Origin of the sequence: Enterobacter sp. PP-008-ECC_S150, from assembly GCF_045257065.1 — a bacterium.
GTDB classification, from domain to species: Bacteria; Pseudomonadota; Gammaproteobacteria; order Enterobacterales; family Enterobacteriaceae; genus Enterobacter; species Enterobacter chengduensis.
In genome coordinates, this window is sequence record NZ_JBJHHG010000022.1 from 37641 (window position 1) to 52361 (window position 14721).

The window sequence follows — 14721 nt, forward strand, 5'->3', positions numbered from 1 at the left end:
CCCATTTGAGAGTTATTGTAATGCGCGCAGCAGCGCATCGTTGTCGGCGTTATCAGCGATCCGAATATCCTGCCAGCCCAGTTCCCGGGCCTGGTTCGCCAGACGCTCACTGACGACAAGAAGCCGACAGCGGAGTAACCAGTTTTCGCGATACCAAAGCGGTATCAGCGCCCAAAGCTGTTGTAACATTTCACCGCTGGTGACCACCAGCGTATTGATGCCCCGCGCGTGCCAGCGCATCGCCTCTTCCGCGCCATCGTAGTGCTTTGCGCAGCGCTGATAGCACTCAACGAACGTCACGTTCGCACCCCGTTCACGCAGCGTTTCACCCAGCAGCTCGCGGCCACCGTTGCCGCGTAAAATGAGCGCACGCTTGCCGGCAACGGTTTGTAATTCAGGTAATTGTAGCAAGACTTCACTGATTTCCCGATCTAACGGGTAACGAACGTCCGCGCCGCTTACGGTATGCAGCGCCAGCGCCGTTGTGCGGCCAATCGCGAAATAACGGGGGGCGGTTGGCCAGGCCAGGCCCTGCTGCTGCAGCTGCCCGTGGGCAAAATCCACGGCATGCTGCGACAGCGCAAACAGCAGGTCGCCTTCCTGAAGGGTATTCATCTGGTCGACGAGCGCAGAGAGCTCGCGGCCGGGGGAGAATTCAATGAGCGGAAAACTCCAGGCCACCTGCCCCAGTGTGCGCAGACGGCTCACTAACTGCTCTCCTGCGGGAGAAGGGCGGGTGACGAGAATACTCATGCAGGGGGTTCTCCATTATAAACGTCAGCCAGGATCTCGCGGGCGCCGTTATCCAGTAATTCTTCCGCCAGCGACACGCCAAGCTGCTCGGCATCTTGCGCTTTGCCGCGACGTTCGCCGCGCACCATCTGCGAACCGTCCGGGGCGCCCACCAGCGCGCGCAGCCACAGCTCGCCATTCGTTAATTCAGCATAGCTGCCAATCGGCACCTGGCACCCGCCTTCGAGGCGGGTATTCATCGCCCGCTCGGCTTTTACGCGGGTCGCGGTTTCGTCATGGTTCAGCGGGGCAAGGAGCTCCCGGGTACGCGCATCGTCCAGACGGCACTCAATGCCGACGGCACCCTGGCCCACGGCCGGCAGCGACAGCTCTGGCGGCAACGCCACGCGAATGCGCGACTCCAGACCCAGACGCTTCAGGCCAGCAACGGCGAGAATAATGGCATCGTAATCGCCGTTATCCAGCTTGCCCAGACGCGTACCGACGTTACCGCGCAGCGAGCGAATGATTAGATCGGGACGACGCTCCGCCAGCTGACACTGACGGCGTAAACTGGACGTGCCAACCACGCTACCTTCTGGCAGCGCGTCGAGCGAGTCATAGCGGTTAGAGACAAACGCATCGCGCGGATCTTCGCGCTCGCAGATGGTCACCAGCCCCAGCCCTTCCGGGAATTCGACGGGCACGTCTTTCATCGAATGTACGGCGATATCGGCACGGTTCTCAAGCAATGCCAGTTCCAGTTCTTTGACAAACAGGCCTTTGCCGCCCACTTTCGCCAGCGGCGTATCGAGGATCACGTCGCCGCGCGTGACCATCGGCACCAGCTCGACGCGCAATCCACTGTGGCAGGCTTCAAGGCGCTGCTTCACATAATGTGCCTGCCAGAGCGCAAGAGGGCTTTGGCGTGTGGCAATTCTCAAAACATTGTCTAACATGCTTGTTACCGTCATTATCAATCGCTAACCATCCTAACATTGTTGACTCTGGGATGGCAGTTTTACGGTTGATGAAGCGAGAGAGGGACAAGGTGGCGGATTCGTCAGCCATAGCCGTATTCAGGAATTTACACGTACAGAACGGTGCTACACTTGTATGTAGCGCATCTTTCTTTACGGTCAACCGGCAAGGTGTTAAATTGATCACGTTTTAGACCATTTTTTCGTCGCTACCACTAAAAATGATAAGGGCGAAAAAGGGTAACGGTTATCTTTTTGAAATACTGCGGGCCCGCTGTTATTCGTGTTCTGAATAGCTTGCGACACCCGGAAACATCAGGCGATACGTCTTGTACCTCTATATTGAGACTCTGAAACAGAGACTGGATGCCATAAATCAACTGCGTGTGGATCGCGCGCTAGCTGCTATGGGCCCTGCTTTCCAGCAGGTATACAGTCTGCTGCCGACATTATTGCACTATCACCACCCGCTGATGCCCGGCTACCTTGACGGTAACGTTCCCCAGGGCATTTGCCTTTTCACGCCTGATGAAACCCAACAGCATTATTTGAACGAGCTGGAGCTCTACCGCGGCATGCCGCCTCAGGAGTCCCCGAAGGGTGAACTGCCGATTACCGGCGTTTACTCCATGGGGAGTACCTCATCGGTAGGGCAAAGCTGTTCTTCGGACCTGGATATCTGGGTCTGCCATCAGTCCTGGCTCGATAATGACGAGCGTCAGCTGCTGCAGCGTAAATGCAGCCTGCTGGAAAGCTGGGCGGCATCGCTCGGCGTGGAAGTGAGCTTCTTCCTGATTGATGAAAACCGTTTCCGTCATAACGAAAGCGGCAGTCTGGGCGGTGAAGACTGCGGCTCGACCCAGCACATCTTATTGCTGGATGAATTCTACCGTACTGCCGTGCGCCTGGCCGGGAAGCGTATTCTGTGGAATATGGTCCCGTGTGAAGAGGAAGAGCATTACGACGATTACGTCATGTCGCTTTATGCTCAGGGCGTGCTGACGCCAAACGAATGGCTGGACCTCGGCGGCCTCAGCTCGCTGTCTGCGGAAGAGTACTTTGGCGCAAGCCTCTGGCAGCTCTACAAGAGCATCGACTCGCCGTACAAAGCGGTGCTCAAAACGCTGCTGCTGGAAGCCTATTCCTGGGAATACCCTACGCCGCGCCTGCTGGCGAAAGATATCAAGCAGCGACTGCACGACGGGGAGATCGTCTCCTTCGGGTTAGACGCCTACTGCATGATGCTGGAGCGCGTGACCGAATACCTGAAAGCCATTGATGACACCACGCGTCTTGACCTGGTGCGTCGATGTTTCTATCTCAAAGTGTGTGAGAAGTTGAGCCGCGAGCGCGCCTGCGTGGGCTGGCGTCGTGAAGTGGTCAGTCAGTTAGTAAAAGAGTGGGGATGGGACGAAGCGCGTCTGTCCATGCTCGACAACCGGGCCAACTGGAAAATCGATCAGGTGCGTGAAGCGCACAACGAACTGCTTGATGCCATGATGCAAAGCTACCGTAACCTGATCCGCTTTGCGCGCCGTAACAACCTCAGCGTTTCCGCCAGTCCGCAGGACATCGGGGTATTGACCCGTAAGCTGTACGCCGCGTTTGAAGCGCTGCCGGGCAAAGTCACGCTGGTTAACCCGCAGATTTCGCCAGACCTGTCAGAACCGAACCTGACCTTTATCTATGTTCCGCCGGGCCGCGCGAACCGCACCGGGTGGTATCTGTACAACCGTGCGCCAAGCATGGACTCCATCATCAGCCATCAGCCGCTGGAATATAACCGCTATCTGAACAAGCTGGTGGCCTGGGCCTGGTTTAACGGCCTGCTGACCTCGCGCACGCGCCTGTTTATCAAAGGCAACGAGGTGGTCGATCTCGCGAAGCTGCAGGAGATGGTGGCGGATGTCTCGCACCACTTCCCGCTGCGTCTGCCTGCCCCAACGCCAAAAGCGCTCTACAGCCCGTGCGAGATTCGCCCTCTGGCGATTATCGTCAACCTGGAATACGACCCGACGGCGGCCTTCCGCAATCAGGTGGTCCATTTTGACTTCCGCAAGCTGGACGTCTTTAGCTTTGGCGAGCAGCAAAACTGCCTGGTGGGCAGCGTAGACCTGCTGTATCGCAACTCGTGGAACGAAGTGCGTACCCTGCACTTCAACGGCGAGCAGGCGATGATCGAAGCGCTGAAAACCATTCTCGGCAAGATGCATCAGGATGCCGCGCCGCCAGACAGCGTCGAAGTGTTCTGCTACAGCCAACATCTGCGTGGCTTAATTCGTACCCGCGTGCAGCAGCTGGTCTCTGAGTGTATCGAACTGCGCCTCTCCAGTACCCGTCAGGAAACCGGGCGCTTTAAGGCGCTGCGCGTCTCCGGCCAAACCTGGGGTCTGTTCTTCGAGCGCCTGAACGTGTCGGTACAGAAGCTGGAAAACGCCATTGAGTTCTACGGCGCGATTTCGCACAACAAGCTGCATGGCCTGTCGGTGCAGGTGGAAACCAACCACGTTAAGCTGCCGCAGGTGGTGGACGGATTCGCCAGTGAAGGGATCATTCAGTTCTTCTTTGAAGAGTCGGGCGACGATGCCGGGTTCAACATTTACATTCTGGATGAGACCAACCGCGCCGAGGTGTATCACCACTGTGAAGGCAGCAAAGAGGAGCTGGTGCGCGACGTCAGCCGCTTCTACTCCTCTTCGCATGACCGCTTCACCTACGGCTCAAGCTTTATCAACTTTAACCTGCCGCAGTTCTACCAGATTGTGAACGTGGACGGGCGAGCGCAGGTGATTCCGTTCCGAACCCAGACGATAGCGCCAGTTCCCGCAAACCAGGATACCGCCCCGCTGTTGCAGCAGTATTTCTCCTGAGCCTTTTCGCCGGGTTGCGCTAACGCTTACCCGGCCTACGGTCCGAGTCGCTGTTGCCGGGTGGCGCTGACGCTTACCGGGCCTACGGTTTGAGCCGTTGTAGGCCCGGTAAGGCGTAGCCGCCACCGGGCAACAAAACTACCTGAAACGCACGTCCTCACCCGCTTGCGCGGTCGCTGCCTGTTCCAGCAGATCCCAGAACGGCACGCCGCTGCGGTCGCAAACCCATTCCCCGTCTTTCAGATCGAAATGATAGCCGCCCTGCTTAGCCGCCAGCCAGACCTGGTGAAGCGGCTCCTGGCGGTTAATAATAATTTTGCTGCCATTTTCGAAGCTCAGGGTCAGAATGCCGCCGTTGATTTCACAATCGATATCGCTGTCGCCGTCCCAGTCGTCAATACGCTCTTCAATGGTCATCCACAGGTTGTCGGCAAGGCGATGGAATTCACTGTCGTTCATGGTTTTGTTCCTGTTTTTCGTGATGCCGGCAGTATAACCCTAAATAATTCCCGTTGCAGGAGAGCGGCAAACTCTTGCTTTTGTGTCTTCTCCTGCGATGATAGAAACAGATTTGAACTTACGGGCATCTTTATAATGAAAAACGCTTTCCGAACGCTTGCCGTTCTCATCACGCTGTTTAGCCTGACGGGCTGCGGACTGAAGGGACCACTGTACTTCCCACCTGCGGATAAAACCGCACCGCCGCCGACGAAACCCGTTAACAGCGGCATTGAGTCTTCCACGCCAAATACGAACGACCGTGGCGACAACGGCGGCCCGACTCAGGTTAATCTCTGACGACAACGTTCTGTACCCGCGCAATGGAGCAAATGATGCAGTTCTCTAAAATGCATGGCCTTGGCAACGATTTTATGGTCGTCGACGCGGTAACGCAGAATGTGTTTTTCTCCCCGGAACTGATCCGTCGCCTGGCAGATCGGCATCTGGGCGTGGGGTTCGATCAGCTGCTGGTGGTTGAGCCACCGTACGATCCCGACCTCGATTTTCACTACCGTATCTTTAACGCCGACGGCAGCGAAGTTAACCAGTGCGGCAACGGCGCGCGCTGCTTTGCCCGCTTTGTTCGCCTGAAAGGGCTGACCAACAAGCGTGATATTCGCGTCAGTACCGCCAATGGCCGCATGGTGCTCAGCGTCACTGACGATGAGCTGGTGCGCGTGAACATGGGCGAGCCTAACTTCGAGCCCTCCGTCGTGCCGTTTCGCGCAAACAAAGCGGAAAAGACCTATATTATGCGTGCGGCCGAGCAGACAGTATTGTGCGGCGTCGTCTCAATGGGTAACCCACACTGCGTGATTCAGGTTGATGATGTGGAAACCGCGGCGGTCGAAACGCTCGGCCCGGTGCTGGAAAGCCACGAACGTTTCCCGGAGCGTGCGAACATCGGCTTTATGCAGGTGGTGAAGCGCGAGCACATTCGTCTGCGGGTTTACGAGCGCGGCGCGGGTGAGACTCAGGCCTGCGGCAGCGGTGCCTGTGCGGCGGTGGCCGTGGGCATCTCCCAGGGGTTACTGGCAGAAGAGGTTCGCGTGGAATTACCGGGCGGTCGGCTTGATATCGCCTGGAAAGGACCGGGTCATCCACTGTATATGACTGGCCCGGCGGCACATGTCTATGACGGGTTTATCCATCTATGAAACAACCAGGGGAAGAACTGCAGGAAACAGTGACGGAACTGGACGACAGAGCCGTTGTTGATTATCTGCTGCGCAATCCTGAGTTTTTTATTCGCAATGCACGCGTCGTCGAAGAGATGCGCGTGCCGCATCCGGTTCGCGGGACCGTGTCGCTGGTCGAATGGCACATGGCGCGCGCGCGCAACCACATCAATCAGCTTGAAGAGAACATGACGCTGCTGATGGAGCAGGCCAGCACCAATGAAAGCCTGTTTTATCGTCTGCTGCATCTGCAGGCGCGTCTGGCGTCGGCGCACAGCCTTGACGAGTTCCTCAGCCGCTTCCACCGCTGGGCGCGCGAGCTGGGGCTGGCGGGCGCAACGCTTCGTCTGTTCCCTGACCGCTGGCGCATTGGCGCGCCGTCGGGGTTTACCCATCTGGCACTCAGCCGTCAGGCGTTTGAACCGCTGCGCATTCAGCGTCTGGGGCATGAGCACCACTATCTGGGGCCGCTGAACGGACCCGAGCTGCTGGTGGTGCTGCCGGAGGCCAAGGCGATTGGCTCGGTGGCGATGTCGCTGATGGGTCGCGATGGCGATCTGGGCGTCATCTTATTTACCAGCCGCGACGCGCATCACTATGAGCAGGGGCAAGCCACCCACCTGCTGCAGGAGATCGCCCTGATGCTGCCCGAGCTGCTGGAGCGCTGGATTGAGCGCGTATGACGGACGGACTGCTCGCCACTGACGTCTCGCGCTTTCTGCGCTATCTCGGCGTGGAACGTCAGCTTAGCCCCATTACGCTGCTTAACTATCAGCGTCAGCTTGATGCCATCATGCAGATTGCCGAAGAGATCGGCCTGAAAAGCTGGCAACAATGTGACGCCGCCACGGTGCGCGGGTTCGTCGTGCGTAGCCGTAAAAAAAATCTCAGCCCGGCGAGCCTGGCGCTCAGGCTCTCCGCGCTGCGCAGTTTCTTCGACTGGCTGGTCAGCCAGGGTGGCTTAAAAGCCAACCCGGCGAAAGGGATCGCCACGCCGAAAGCCCCGCGCCATCTGCCGAAAAATATCGACGTCGACGACGTCAATCGCCTGCTGGATATTGACCTTAACGATCCGCTCGCCGTGCGCGACCGTGCGATGCTGGAGGTCATGTACGGTGCCGGGCTGCGTCTGTCTGAACTCGTCAACCTCGACCTAAAGCATCTCGATCTGGAATCGGGCGAAGTGTGGGTAATGGGCAAGGGCAGCAAAGAGCGCCGCCTGCCGATTGGCCGCAACGCGGTCTCGTGGATTGAGCACTGGCTTGACCTGCGCGGGCTGTTTGGTGCGGACGAAGATGCGCTGTTCCTGTCGAAGCTCGGCAAGCGGATATCGGCGCGTAACGTGCAGAAGCGCTTTGCGGAGTGGGGCATTAAGCAGGGGCTGAACAGCCACGTTCACCCGCACAAGCTGCGCCACTCCTTTGCGACACACATGCTTGAGTCGAGCGGCGATCTGCGCGGCGTGCAGGAACTGCTCGGCCACGCGAATCTGTCGACGACTCAAATCTATACCCACTTAGACTTCCAGCACCTTGCCTCGGTGTATGACGCGGCGCATCCACGCGCCAAACGGGGGAAATAATGCGTTTTTACCGCCCACTGGGTCAGATCTCCGCGCTGACGTTTGACCTTGATGACACCCTTTATGACAACCGCGAGGTGATCCTGCGCACGGAGCAGGAGTCGCTGGCGTTTGTGCAGAACTACCATCCCGCGCTCAAGGCGATACAAAATAAGGACTTCCAGAAGCTGCGTCAGTCCCTGCGGGAGACCGAGCCGGACATTTACCACGACGTGACCGAATGGCGTCGCCGTGCGGTGGAGCAGGCGATGCTGAATGCGGGTCTGAGTGCCCAGGATGCTGCCATCGGTGCCGAAGCGGCAATGGAAAACTTTGCCAAATGGCGCAGCCGTATCGACGTGCCGCAGGAGACCCACGACACGCTGGCGAAGCTTGCCGAAAAGTGGCCGCTGGTGGCCATCACCAACGGCAACGCCCAGCCGGAGCTGTTTGGCCTCAGCGATTACTTTGAATTCGTGCTGCGCGCAGGCCCACACGGGCGCGCGAAGCCGTTCAGCGATATGTATCATCTGGCGGCGGAAAAGCTGAATTTGCCGCTCGGCCAGATCCTGCACGTAGGGGATGACCTGACCACGGACGTGGCCGGAGCCATCCGCTGCGGCATGCAGGCCTGCTGGATCAAGCCGGAAAACGCCGACCTGATGATTGCCTCCGACAGCCGTCTTCTGCCGCACGTGGAAATTTCGCGGTTGGCATCCCTCACGACGCTGATATAATCACCAGTAATATTGTATAAATTACCAGGGTTTTGAAGTTGTAGGCCCGGTAAGCGTAGCGCCACCGGGCGTTTTGCTCTGTTCCTGAATACTATGTGACGGTGCCAATGGACGTTTCTTACCTGCTCGACAGCCTTAATGACAAACAGCGTGACGCGGTTGCCGCCTCGCGCACCAACCTGCTGGTGCTGGCTGGAGCGGGCAGTGGTAAGACGCGCGTGCTGGTTCACCGTATCGCCTGGCTGCAGAGCGTGGAGAACTGCTCCCCGTATTCCATCATGGCGGTGACGTTCACCAACAAGGCGGCGGCGGAGATGCGCCACCGTATCGCCCAGCTGATGGGTACCAGCCAGGGCGGCATGTGGGTCGGCACCTTCCACGGTCTGGCGCACCGCCTGCTGCGCGCGCACCACATGGATGCCAACCTGCCGCAGGATTTTCAAATTCTCGACAGCGAAGACCAGCTCCGCCTGCTGAAGCGCCTGATCAAGGCGATGAATCTCGACGAGAAGCAGTGGCCGCCGCGTCAGGCGATGTGGTACATCAACGGCCAGAAAGACGAAGGGCTGCGCCCGCACCATATCCAGAGCTTCGGCAACCCGGTGGAGCAGACCTGGCAGAACGTCTACAAAGCCTATCAGGAAGCGTGCGATCGCGCCGGTCTGGTGGATTTCGCCGAGCTGCTGCTGCGCGCCCACGAGCTGTGGCTCAACAAGCCGCACATCCTGCAGCACTACCGTGAACGCTTTACCAATATCCTGGTGGACGAATTCCAGGATACCAACAACATCCAGTACGCGTGGATCCGCCTGCTGGCCGGTGAAACCGGCAAGGTGATGATCGTGGGTGATGACGACCAGTCAATCTACGGCTGGCGCGGGGCGCAGGTGGAGAACATCCAGCGCTTCCTCAACGACTTCCCCGGCGCGCAAACCATCCGTCTGGAGCAGAACTACCGCTCGACCAGCAACATCCTGAGCGCGGCCAACGCCCTGATTGAAAACAACAACGGGCGTCTGGGTAAAAAGCTGTGGACCGACGGCGTCGACGGCGAGCCGATTTCGATTTACTGCGCCTTCAACGAGCTCGACGAAGCGCGCTTCGTGGTCAACCGCATTAAAACCTGGCAGGACAACGGCGGCGCGCTGGAGCAGTGCGCCATTCTCTACCGCAGCAACGCCCAGTCGCGCGTGCTGGAAGAGGCGCTCTTGCAGGTGGGCATGCCGTACCGCATTTACGGCGGCATGCGCTTCTTCGAACGTCAGGAAATCAAAGACGCGCTCTCGTATCTGCGTCTGATTGCGAACCGTAACGACGACGCGGCGTTTGAACGCGTGGTCAACACGCCAACCCGCGGCATCGGCGACCGCACGCTGGACGTGGTGCGCCAGGCCTCGCGCGACCGCCAGCTGACGCTGTGGCAGGCATGCCGCGAGCTGCTGCAGGAAAAAGCCCTCGCCGGACGTGCCGCCAGCGCCCTGCAGCGCTTCCTTGAGCTGATTGACGCCCTGGCGCAGGAAACCGCCGACATGCCGCTGCACGTGCAGACCGACCGGGTGATTAAAGACTCCGGCCTGCGCACCATGTACGAGCAGGAAAAAGGCGAGAAGGGCCAGACCCGAATCGAGAACTTAGAGGAGCTGGTCACGGCAACGCGCCAGTTCAGCTATAACGAAGAAGACGAAGACCTGATGCCGTTGCAGGCGTTCCTGTCACATGCCGCGCTGGAAGCGGGGGAAGGGCAGGCGGACACCTGGCAGGATGCGGTTCAGCTGATGACGCTGCACTCCGCTAAAGGCCTGGAGTTCCCGCAGGTATTTATCGTCGGCATGGAAGAGGGGATGTTCCCGAGCCAGATGTCGCTGGATGAAGGCGGCCGTCTGGAAGAAGAGCGTCGTCTGGCCTACGTGGGCGTGACGCGTGCGATGCAAAAGCTGACGTTAACCTACGCCGAAACCCGCCGTCTGTACGGGAAAGAGGTCTATCACCGTCCGTCGCGCTTTATCGGCGAACTGCCGGAGGAGTGCGTGGAAGAGGTGCGTCTGCGGGCCAGCATCAGCCGTCCGGTCAGCCATCCGCGTATGGGCTCACCCATCTCTGAAACCGACACCGGCTACAAGCTGGGCCAGCGCGTGCGCCATTCAAAGTTTGGCGAAGGGACCATTGTGAATCTGGAAGGCAGCGGCGAGCACAGCCGCCTGCAGGTGGCGTTCCAGGGGCAGGGGATCAAATGGCTCGTGGCGGCCTATGCGAAGCTGGAAACAGTCTAACTTTCAGAAAAATATCATTATTTTGTAATAATCTGCTAGCCTTATACGGTGAAGGTCAATTAATGCCCTTCAGCGTTCCGTTGCGTGTTGACGCCACAGTTATAGCTGGCGTAACATGCGCGCACGATTACGCTAAGAGGACATTCGCCTTGGACACACCCAGTAGATACTGGCTCAATTCCCTGTCATCCAGGAACAACTCCTAAGGCTATCTCCTCTTGCTGATGGCCTTAGTGGTTGTCAGCGACTGCACTATTCCCGTCGCGCTGAGTCAGGCTGTTTAATGGTCTGAAACCCAATTTGTTTCTGTGTGCCCACCGAACTGTCCGATATTTTTTGCATTGGGAGTCCCGGTCATGTTGAGCGCATTTCAACTCGAAAATAACCGACTGACTCGGCTTGAAGCCGAAGAGTCACAGCCCCTCATTGATGCCGTATGGGTGGATCTGGTCGAGCCGGACGACGATGAGCGCCTTCGCGTACAATCTGAGCTGGGGCAAAGCCTGGCAACCCGCCCGGAACTGGAAGACATCGAAGCCTCCGCGCGTTTTTTTGAAGACGAAGACGGCCTGCACATTCACTCCTTCTTCTTCTTTGAAGATGCGGAAGACCACGCGGGTAACTCCACCGTGGCGTTTACCATTCGCGACGGCCGTCTGTTTACCCTGCGCGAGCGCGAACTTCCGGCCTTCCGCCTCTACCGCATGCGCGCCCGCAGCCAGGCGATGGTGGACGGTAACGCCTACGAGCTGCTGCTCGACCTGTTCGAAACCAAAATTGAACAGCTGGCGGACGAAATTGAAAACATCTACAGCGATCTGGAAAAGCTGAGCCGGGTGATCATGGAAGGCCATCAGGGCGATGAGTACGATGAAGCGCTCTCCACGCTGGCGGAGCTGGAAGATATCGGCTGGAAGGTGCGTTTGTGTCTGATGGATACCCAGCGCGCGCTGAACTTCCTGGTGCGCAAGGCGCGTCTGCCGGGCGGTCAGCTGGAGCAGGCGCGTGAGATCCTGCGCGATATCGAATCCCTGCTGCCGCACAACGAATCCCTGTTCCAGAAGGTGAACTTCCTGATGCAGGCGGCGATGGGCTTTATCAACATCGAGCAGAACCGCATCATCAAGATCTTCTCGGTGGTATCCGTGGTGTTCCTCCCGCCGACGCTGGTGGCATCGAGCTATGGGATGAACTTTGAGTTTATGCCGGAGCTGAAGTGGAGCTTTGGCTACCCGGGGGCGATTATCTTTATGATCCTCGCGGGGCTGGCGCCGTATCTGTACTTTAAGCGTCGTAACTGGCTGTAAAAATCTGGCGGGTGGCGCTGCGCTTACCCGCCCTACAGAACGTGTAGGCCGGATAAGGCGCAGCCGCCATCCGGCAAAAAGGCCCTACAGCCCTTTACGCACTCTGCGCTGGGTATAAATCGCATCGGCAACGAAAATCGCCAGCGCCACCCAGATAAAGGCGAACGTCACCATCTTATCTGCACCCGGCACTTCGCCGTAAAACACCACCGCCAACAGGAACATTAGCGTCGGGCCAATGTACTGGAAGAAGCCCAGCGTGGAGAGACGCAGGCGCGTTGCCGCGCCGGTGAAGCACAGCAGGGGAATGGTGGTCACCACGCCCGCCGCCATCAGCATCAGGTTCAGCGACCACGGGTTGCTGCCCATGTGGCTGGTGGCGCTGTCGGCGATGCCAAAGAGATAAATCGCCGCCACCGGCAGCAGCCACAGGGTTTCAAACAGCATCCCCGTCTGCGCTTCCACCGCAATCTTCTTACGCACCAGACCGTAAAACGCAAAGCTGAACGCCAGGCCGAGGGCGATAATCGGCAGCGAGCCGAAGGTCCAGAGCTGCACCAGCACGCCGCAGAAGGCCAGGATCACCGCCACCCACTGCATCCGGCGGAAGCGCTCACCGAGGAAAATCATCCCCAGCACAATGTTCACCAGCGGGTTAATGAAGTACCCCAGGCTCGCTTCGAGCATGTGATGGTTATTCACCGCCCAAATAAACAGCAGCCAGTTGCCGCCAATCAGCACGGCAGAGAGCGCCAGCAGGAAGATCTTCTTCGGCGTTTGCAGCAGCGTTTTGACGCCCGACCACTGACGGCTGAGGCTCATCAGCGCAATCATGAAGAAAAACGACCAGATAACGCGGTGAGTGAGGATCTCATCGGCCGGAACGTAGGCGATAAGCTTGAAGTACGCCGGGGCGATACCCCAAATAAAATAAGCGGCAAGGGCGAGTAAAACGCCCTGCCGCGTCTGTTTAGCATCCATCGGGAAAATCCGTTACAAGAAAGTGAATCAATTTTACCCGATTTTGCCGCCTCAACCCACCATATAAGTGGCGGTTGCGCTGGCGATATAAACCTGTTCTTCGTTGTGTAATTCAACGCGCGCCACGGCAACTTTATTCCCCGCGCGCAGCAGGCTGCTGGTGCAGGTGAAGCGATTTCCGCGCCCCGGGCGAAGATAGTCGACGCGCAAATCAATGGTGCCCATGCGCGCCAGACGCTGGCGGAGTTCGTCTTCGTTGATGGTTTCATGGCGGGTCAGCGTACTGCCAACGCAGACCAGACCTGCCGCCACGTCGAGCGCGGAGGCAATCACGCCGCCGTGCAAAATACTTTGCGCCCAGTTACCGACCATCATCGGCTGGTTGTTGAAGCTCAGCTGGGCGAAGTCTTTCTCGTAACGCTCCAGCTCCAGTCCCAGCGCGCGGTTGAACGGCATATGGTAAACAAAAATCTCGCCCACAAGTTTTAACACTTCTTCGGCGGTAAGCATGGCTGACATGAGGCATCACATCCCTATTGTTAATGAAATGTTGATTTTATGCCTCAACAATACGGATTTCCACTTTCAGAAACGAGGATGCAGCAGTTGTCGCAGAAGTCTGTAGAATGTTCGCCACATAACTATTCAATCAATTTTACTCTTTAGCAGGAGAACACCACCGATGCGGACGTATCTGGCCTGGTTACTGGCGGCGGTTTCGCTGCCCCTCACAGCCTATGCGCAGGAAGCGACAATCAAAGAGGTGCATGATAAGCCTGCCGTTCACGGTAGTATTATCGCGAACCTTCTTCAGGAGCATGACAATCCGTTCACGCTCTATCCGTACGACACCAACTACGTGATCTACACCCAGACCAGCGATATGAACAAGGAGGCAATAAGCTCCTATAACTGGTCTGATAATGCGCGTAAAGACGAGGTGAAGTTCCAGCTGAGCCTTGCCTTCCCGTTCTGGCGCGGTATTCTGGGGCCAAACTCGGTGTTTGGGGCTTCTTACACGCAGAAATCCTGGTGGCAGCTCTCAAACAGCGCGGAGTCCTCGCCGTTCCGTGAAACGAACTATGAGCCGCAGCTGTTCCTCGGCTTCGCAACGGATTATGAGTTTGCGGGCTGGACGCTGCGCGATGTTGAAGTGGGCTTTAACCACGATTCTAACGGACGCTCCGATCCAACCTCCCGCAGCTGGAACCGCGCCTATACGCGTCTGATGGCGCAGAACGGTAACTGGATGGTGGAAGTGAAGCCGTGGTATGTGGTTGGCAGCACGGATGACAACCCGGATATCACCAAATACATGGGCTATTACCAGCTCAAAGTCGGCTACCAGCTAGGTGATGCCGTGCTGAGCGCGAAAGGGCAGTACAACTGGAACACCGGTTACGGCGGTGCGGAAGTGGGCTTAAGCTATCCGGTAAGCAAGCATGTCCGCCTTTATACGCAGGTTTACAGCGGCTACGGCGAGTCGCTTATCGATTACAACTTCAACCAGACTCGCGTCGGCGTGGGCGTAATGCTGAACGATATTCTCTAGGCTGCTCGAATGTTTTTGCGTTAAACGTTGAAGTTTCTCTCTCAGGCGCTGA

Annotated in this window: 15 protein-coding genes; 10 read left to right on the forward strand and 5 right to left on the reverse strand. The window is 57.9% G+C overall.

Annotated elements, in window-relative coordinates; all coding sequences use genetic code 11:
- Window positions 1-12: 12 nt before the first annotated feature.
- Both hemD and hemC read right to left on the reverse strand, forming a co-directional pair.
- On the reverse strand, window positions 13-753 hold the full coding sequence (gene hemD, locus ACJBF3_RS20820) for a uroporphyrinogen-III synthase (protein WP_045330279.1): 741 nt from the start codon (window positions 751-753) through the stop codon (window positions 13-15).
- Complete coding sequence (gene hemC, locus ACJBF3_RS20825) at window positions 750-1691, reverse strand: hydroxymethylbilane synthase (protein WP_045330277.1); 942 nt, start codon at window positions 1689-1691, stop codon at window positions 750-752. The genes hemD and hemC overlap by 4 nt, the downstream gene beginning before the upstream one ends.
- A gap of 350 nt (window positions 1692-2041) precedes the next feature.
- Here hemC and cyaA point away from each other — a divergent pair, with 350 nt between their 5' ends.
- Window positions 2042-4582 carry a class I adenylate cyclase gene (gene cyaA, locus ACJBF3_RS20830; protein ID WP_406545244.1) on the forward strand — a complete coding sequence of 847 codons (2541 nt, stop codon included), beginning with the start codon at window positions 2042-2044 and terminating at the stop codon, window positions 4580-4582.
- 138 nt (window positions 4583-4720) lie between these two features.
- Here cyaA and cyaY read toward each other — a convergent pair whose 3' ends face one another.
- Window positions 4721-5041: an iron donor protein CyaY gene (gene cyaY, locus ACJBF3_RS20835; protein WP_032644796.1), complete on the reverse strand. Its 321-nt coding sequence runs from the start codon at window positions 5039-5041 to the stop codon at window positions 4721-4723.
- A gap of 135 nt (window positions 5042-5176) precedes the next feature.
- On the opposite strand from cyaY, the gene ACJBF3_RS20840 reads away from it, so the two are divergent.
- The 8 genes from ACJBF3_RS20840 to corA all read left to right on the forward strand — a co-directional run bounded on the left by ACJBF3_RS20840 (window position 5177) and on the right by corA (window position 12136).
- On the forward strand, window positions 5177-5380 hold the full coding sequence (locus ACJBF3_RS20840) for a lipoprotein (RefSeq protein ID WP_032646076.1): 204 nt from the start codon (window positions 5177-5179) through the stop codon (window positions 5378-5380).
- Window positions 5381-5415: 35 nt separating this feature from the next.
- Window positions 5416-6240: a diaminopimelate epimerase gene (gene dapF, locus ACJBF3_RS20845; RefSeq protein ID WP_008501545.1), complete on the forward strand. Its 825-nt coding sequence runs from the start codon at window positions 5416-5418 to the stop codon at window positions 6238-6240.
- Window positions 6237-6944: a DUF484 domain-containing protein gene (locus tag ACJBF3_RS20850; protein WP_045330274.1), complete on the forward strand. Its 708-nt coding sequence runs from the start codon at window positions 6237-6239 to the stop codon at window positions 6942-6944. The genes dapF and ACJBF3_RS20850 overlap by 4 nt, the downstream gene beginning before the upstream one ends.
- Window positions 6941-7843 (forward strand): tyrosine recombinase XerC, encoded by a 903-nt coding sequence (gene xerC, locus ACJBF3_RS20855; protein WP_045330271.1) that lies wholly within the window; start codon window positions 6941-6943, stop codon window positions 7841-7843. The genes ACJBF3_RS20850 and xerC overlap by 4 nt, the downstream gene beginning before the upstream one ends.
- Window positions 7843-8559 (forward strand): 5-amino-6-(5-phospho-D-ribitylamino)uracil phosphatase YigB, encoded by a 717-nt coding sequence (yigB, locus tag ACJBF3_RS20860; RefSeq protein ID WP_045330268.1) that lies wholly within the window; start codon window positions 7843-7845, stop codon window positions 8557-8559. Before xerC ends, yigB begins: the two co-directional genes overlap by 1 nt.
- A gap of 107 nt (window positions 8560-8666) precedes the next feature.
- The gene (uvrD, locus tag ACJBF3_RS20865) at window positions 8667-10829 is read left to right on the forward strand and encodes a DNA helicase II (RefSeq protein WP_406545245.1); all 2163 of its coding nucleotides are present in this window, start codon (window positions 8667-8669) and stop codon (window positions 10827-10829) included.
- A gap of 149 nt (window positions 10830-10978) precedes the next feature.
- Window positions 10979-11035, forward strand: coding sequence for a YsgD/CorL family protein (ysgD, locus tag ACJBF3_RS20870; protein ID WP_212743980.1), 57 nt, complete (start codon window positions 10979-10981; stop codon window positions 11033-11035).
- A 150-nt stretch (window positions 11036-11185) separates the two neighbouring features.
- Window positions 11186-12136: a magnesium/cobalt transporter CorA gene (gene corA, locus ACJBF3_RS20875; protein WP_008501540.1), complete on the forward strand. Its 951-nt coding sequence runs from the start codon at window positions 11186-11188 to the stop codon at window positions 12134-12136.
- 84 nt (window positions 12137-12220) lie between these two features.
- On the opposite strand, the gene rarD is transcribed toward corA, so the two are convergent.
- Both rarD and yigI read right to left on the reverse strand, forming a co-directional pair.
- Complete coding sequence (gene rarD, locus ACJBF3_RS20880; RefSeq protein WP_023309622.1) at window positions 12221-13117, reverse strand: EamA family transporter RarD; 897 nt, start codon at window positions 13115-13117, stop codon at window positions 12221-12223.
- Window positions 13118-13168: 51 nt separating this feature from the next.
- Window positions 13169-13636 carry an acyl-CoA thioesterase YigI gene (gene yigI, locus ACJBF3_RS20885; RefSeq protein ID WP_045330259.1) on the reverse strand — a complete coding sequence of 156 codons (468 nt, stop codon included), beginning with the start codon at window positions 13634-13636 and terminating at the stop codon, window positions 13169-13171.
- Window positions 13637-13799: 163 nt separating this feature from the next.
- Here yigI and pldA point away from each other — a divergent pair, with 163 nt between their 5' ends.
- On the forward strand, window positions 13800-14669 hold the full coding sequence (pldA, locus tag ACJBF3_RS20890) for a phospholipase A (protein WP_045330257.1): 870 nt from the start codon (window positions 13800-13802) through the stop codon (window positions 14667-14669).
- Window positions 14670-14721: the final 52 nt, after the last annotated feature.

What these genes read in the sequence shown, in the direction of transcription:
- ACJBF3_RS20840 (WP_032646076.1), top strand. Translation starts at nt 5,177, where the DNA reads ATGAAAAACGCTTTCCGAACGCTTGCCGTTCTCATCACGCTGTTTAGC.
- pldA (WP_045330257.1), top strand. Translation starts at nt 13,800, where the DNA reads ATGCGGACGTATCTGGCCTGGTTACTGGCGGCGGTTTCGCTGCCCCTC.
- uvrD (WP_406545245.1), top strand. Translation starts at nt 8,667, where the DNA reads ATGGACGTTTCTTACCTGCTCGACAGCCTTAATGACAAACAGCGTGAC.
- xerC (WP_045330271.1), top strand. Translation starts at nt 6,941, where the DNA reads ATGACGGACGGACTGCTCGCCACTGACGTCTCGCGCTTTCTGCGCTAT.
- cyaY (WP_032644796.1), bottom strand. Translation starts at nt 5,041, where the DNA reads ATGAACGACAGTGAATTCCATCGCCTTGCCGACAACCTGTGGATGACC.
- dapF (WP_008501545.1), top strand. Translation starts at nt 5,416, where the DNA reads ATGCAGTTCTCTAAAATGCATGGCCTTGGCAACGATTTTATGGTCGTC.
- hemC (WP_045330277.1), bottom strand. Translation starts at nt 1,691, where the DNA reads ATGTTAGACAATGTTTTGAGAATTGCCACACGCCAAAGCCCTCTTGCG.
- corA (WP_008501540.1), top strand. Translation starts at nt 11,186, where the DNA reads ATGTTGAGCGCATTTCAACTCGAAAATAACCGACTGACTCGGCTTGAA.
- yigI (WP_045330259.1), bottom strand. Translation starts at nt 13,636, where the DNA reads ATGTCAGCCATGCTTACCGCCGAAGAAGTGTTAAAACTTGTGGGCGAG.
- rarD (WP_023309622.1), bottom strand. Translation starts at nt 13,117, where the DNA reads ATGGATGCTAAACAGACGCGGCAGGGCGTTTTACTCGCCCTTGCCGCT.
- yigB (WP_045330268.1), top strand. Translation starts at nt 7,843, where the DNA reads ATGCGTTTTTACCGCCCACTGGGTCAGATCTCCGCGCTGACGTTTGAC.
- hemD (WP_045330279.1), bottom strand. Translation starts at nt 753, where the DNA reads ATGAGTATTCTCGTCACCCGCCCTTCTCCCGCAGGAGAGCAGTTAGTG.
- ACJBF3_RS20850 (WP_045330274.1), top strand. Translation starts at nt 6,237, where the DNA reads ATGAAACAACCAGGGGAAGAACTGCAGGAAACAGTGACGGAACTGGAC.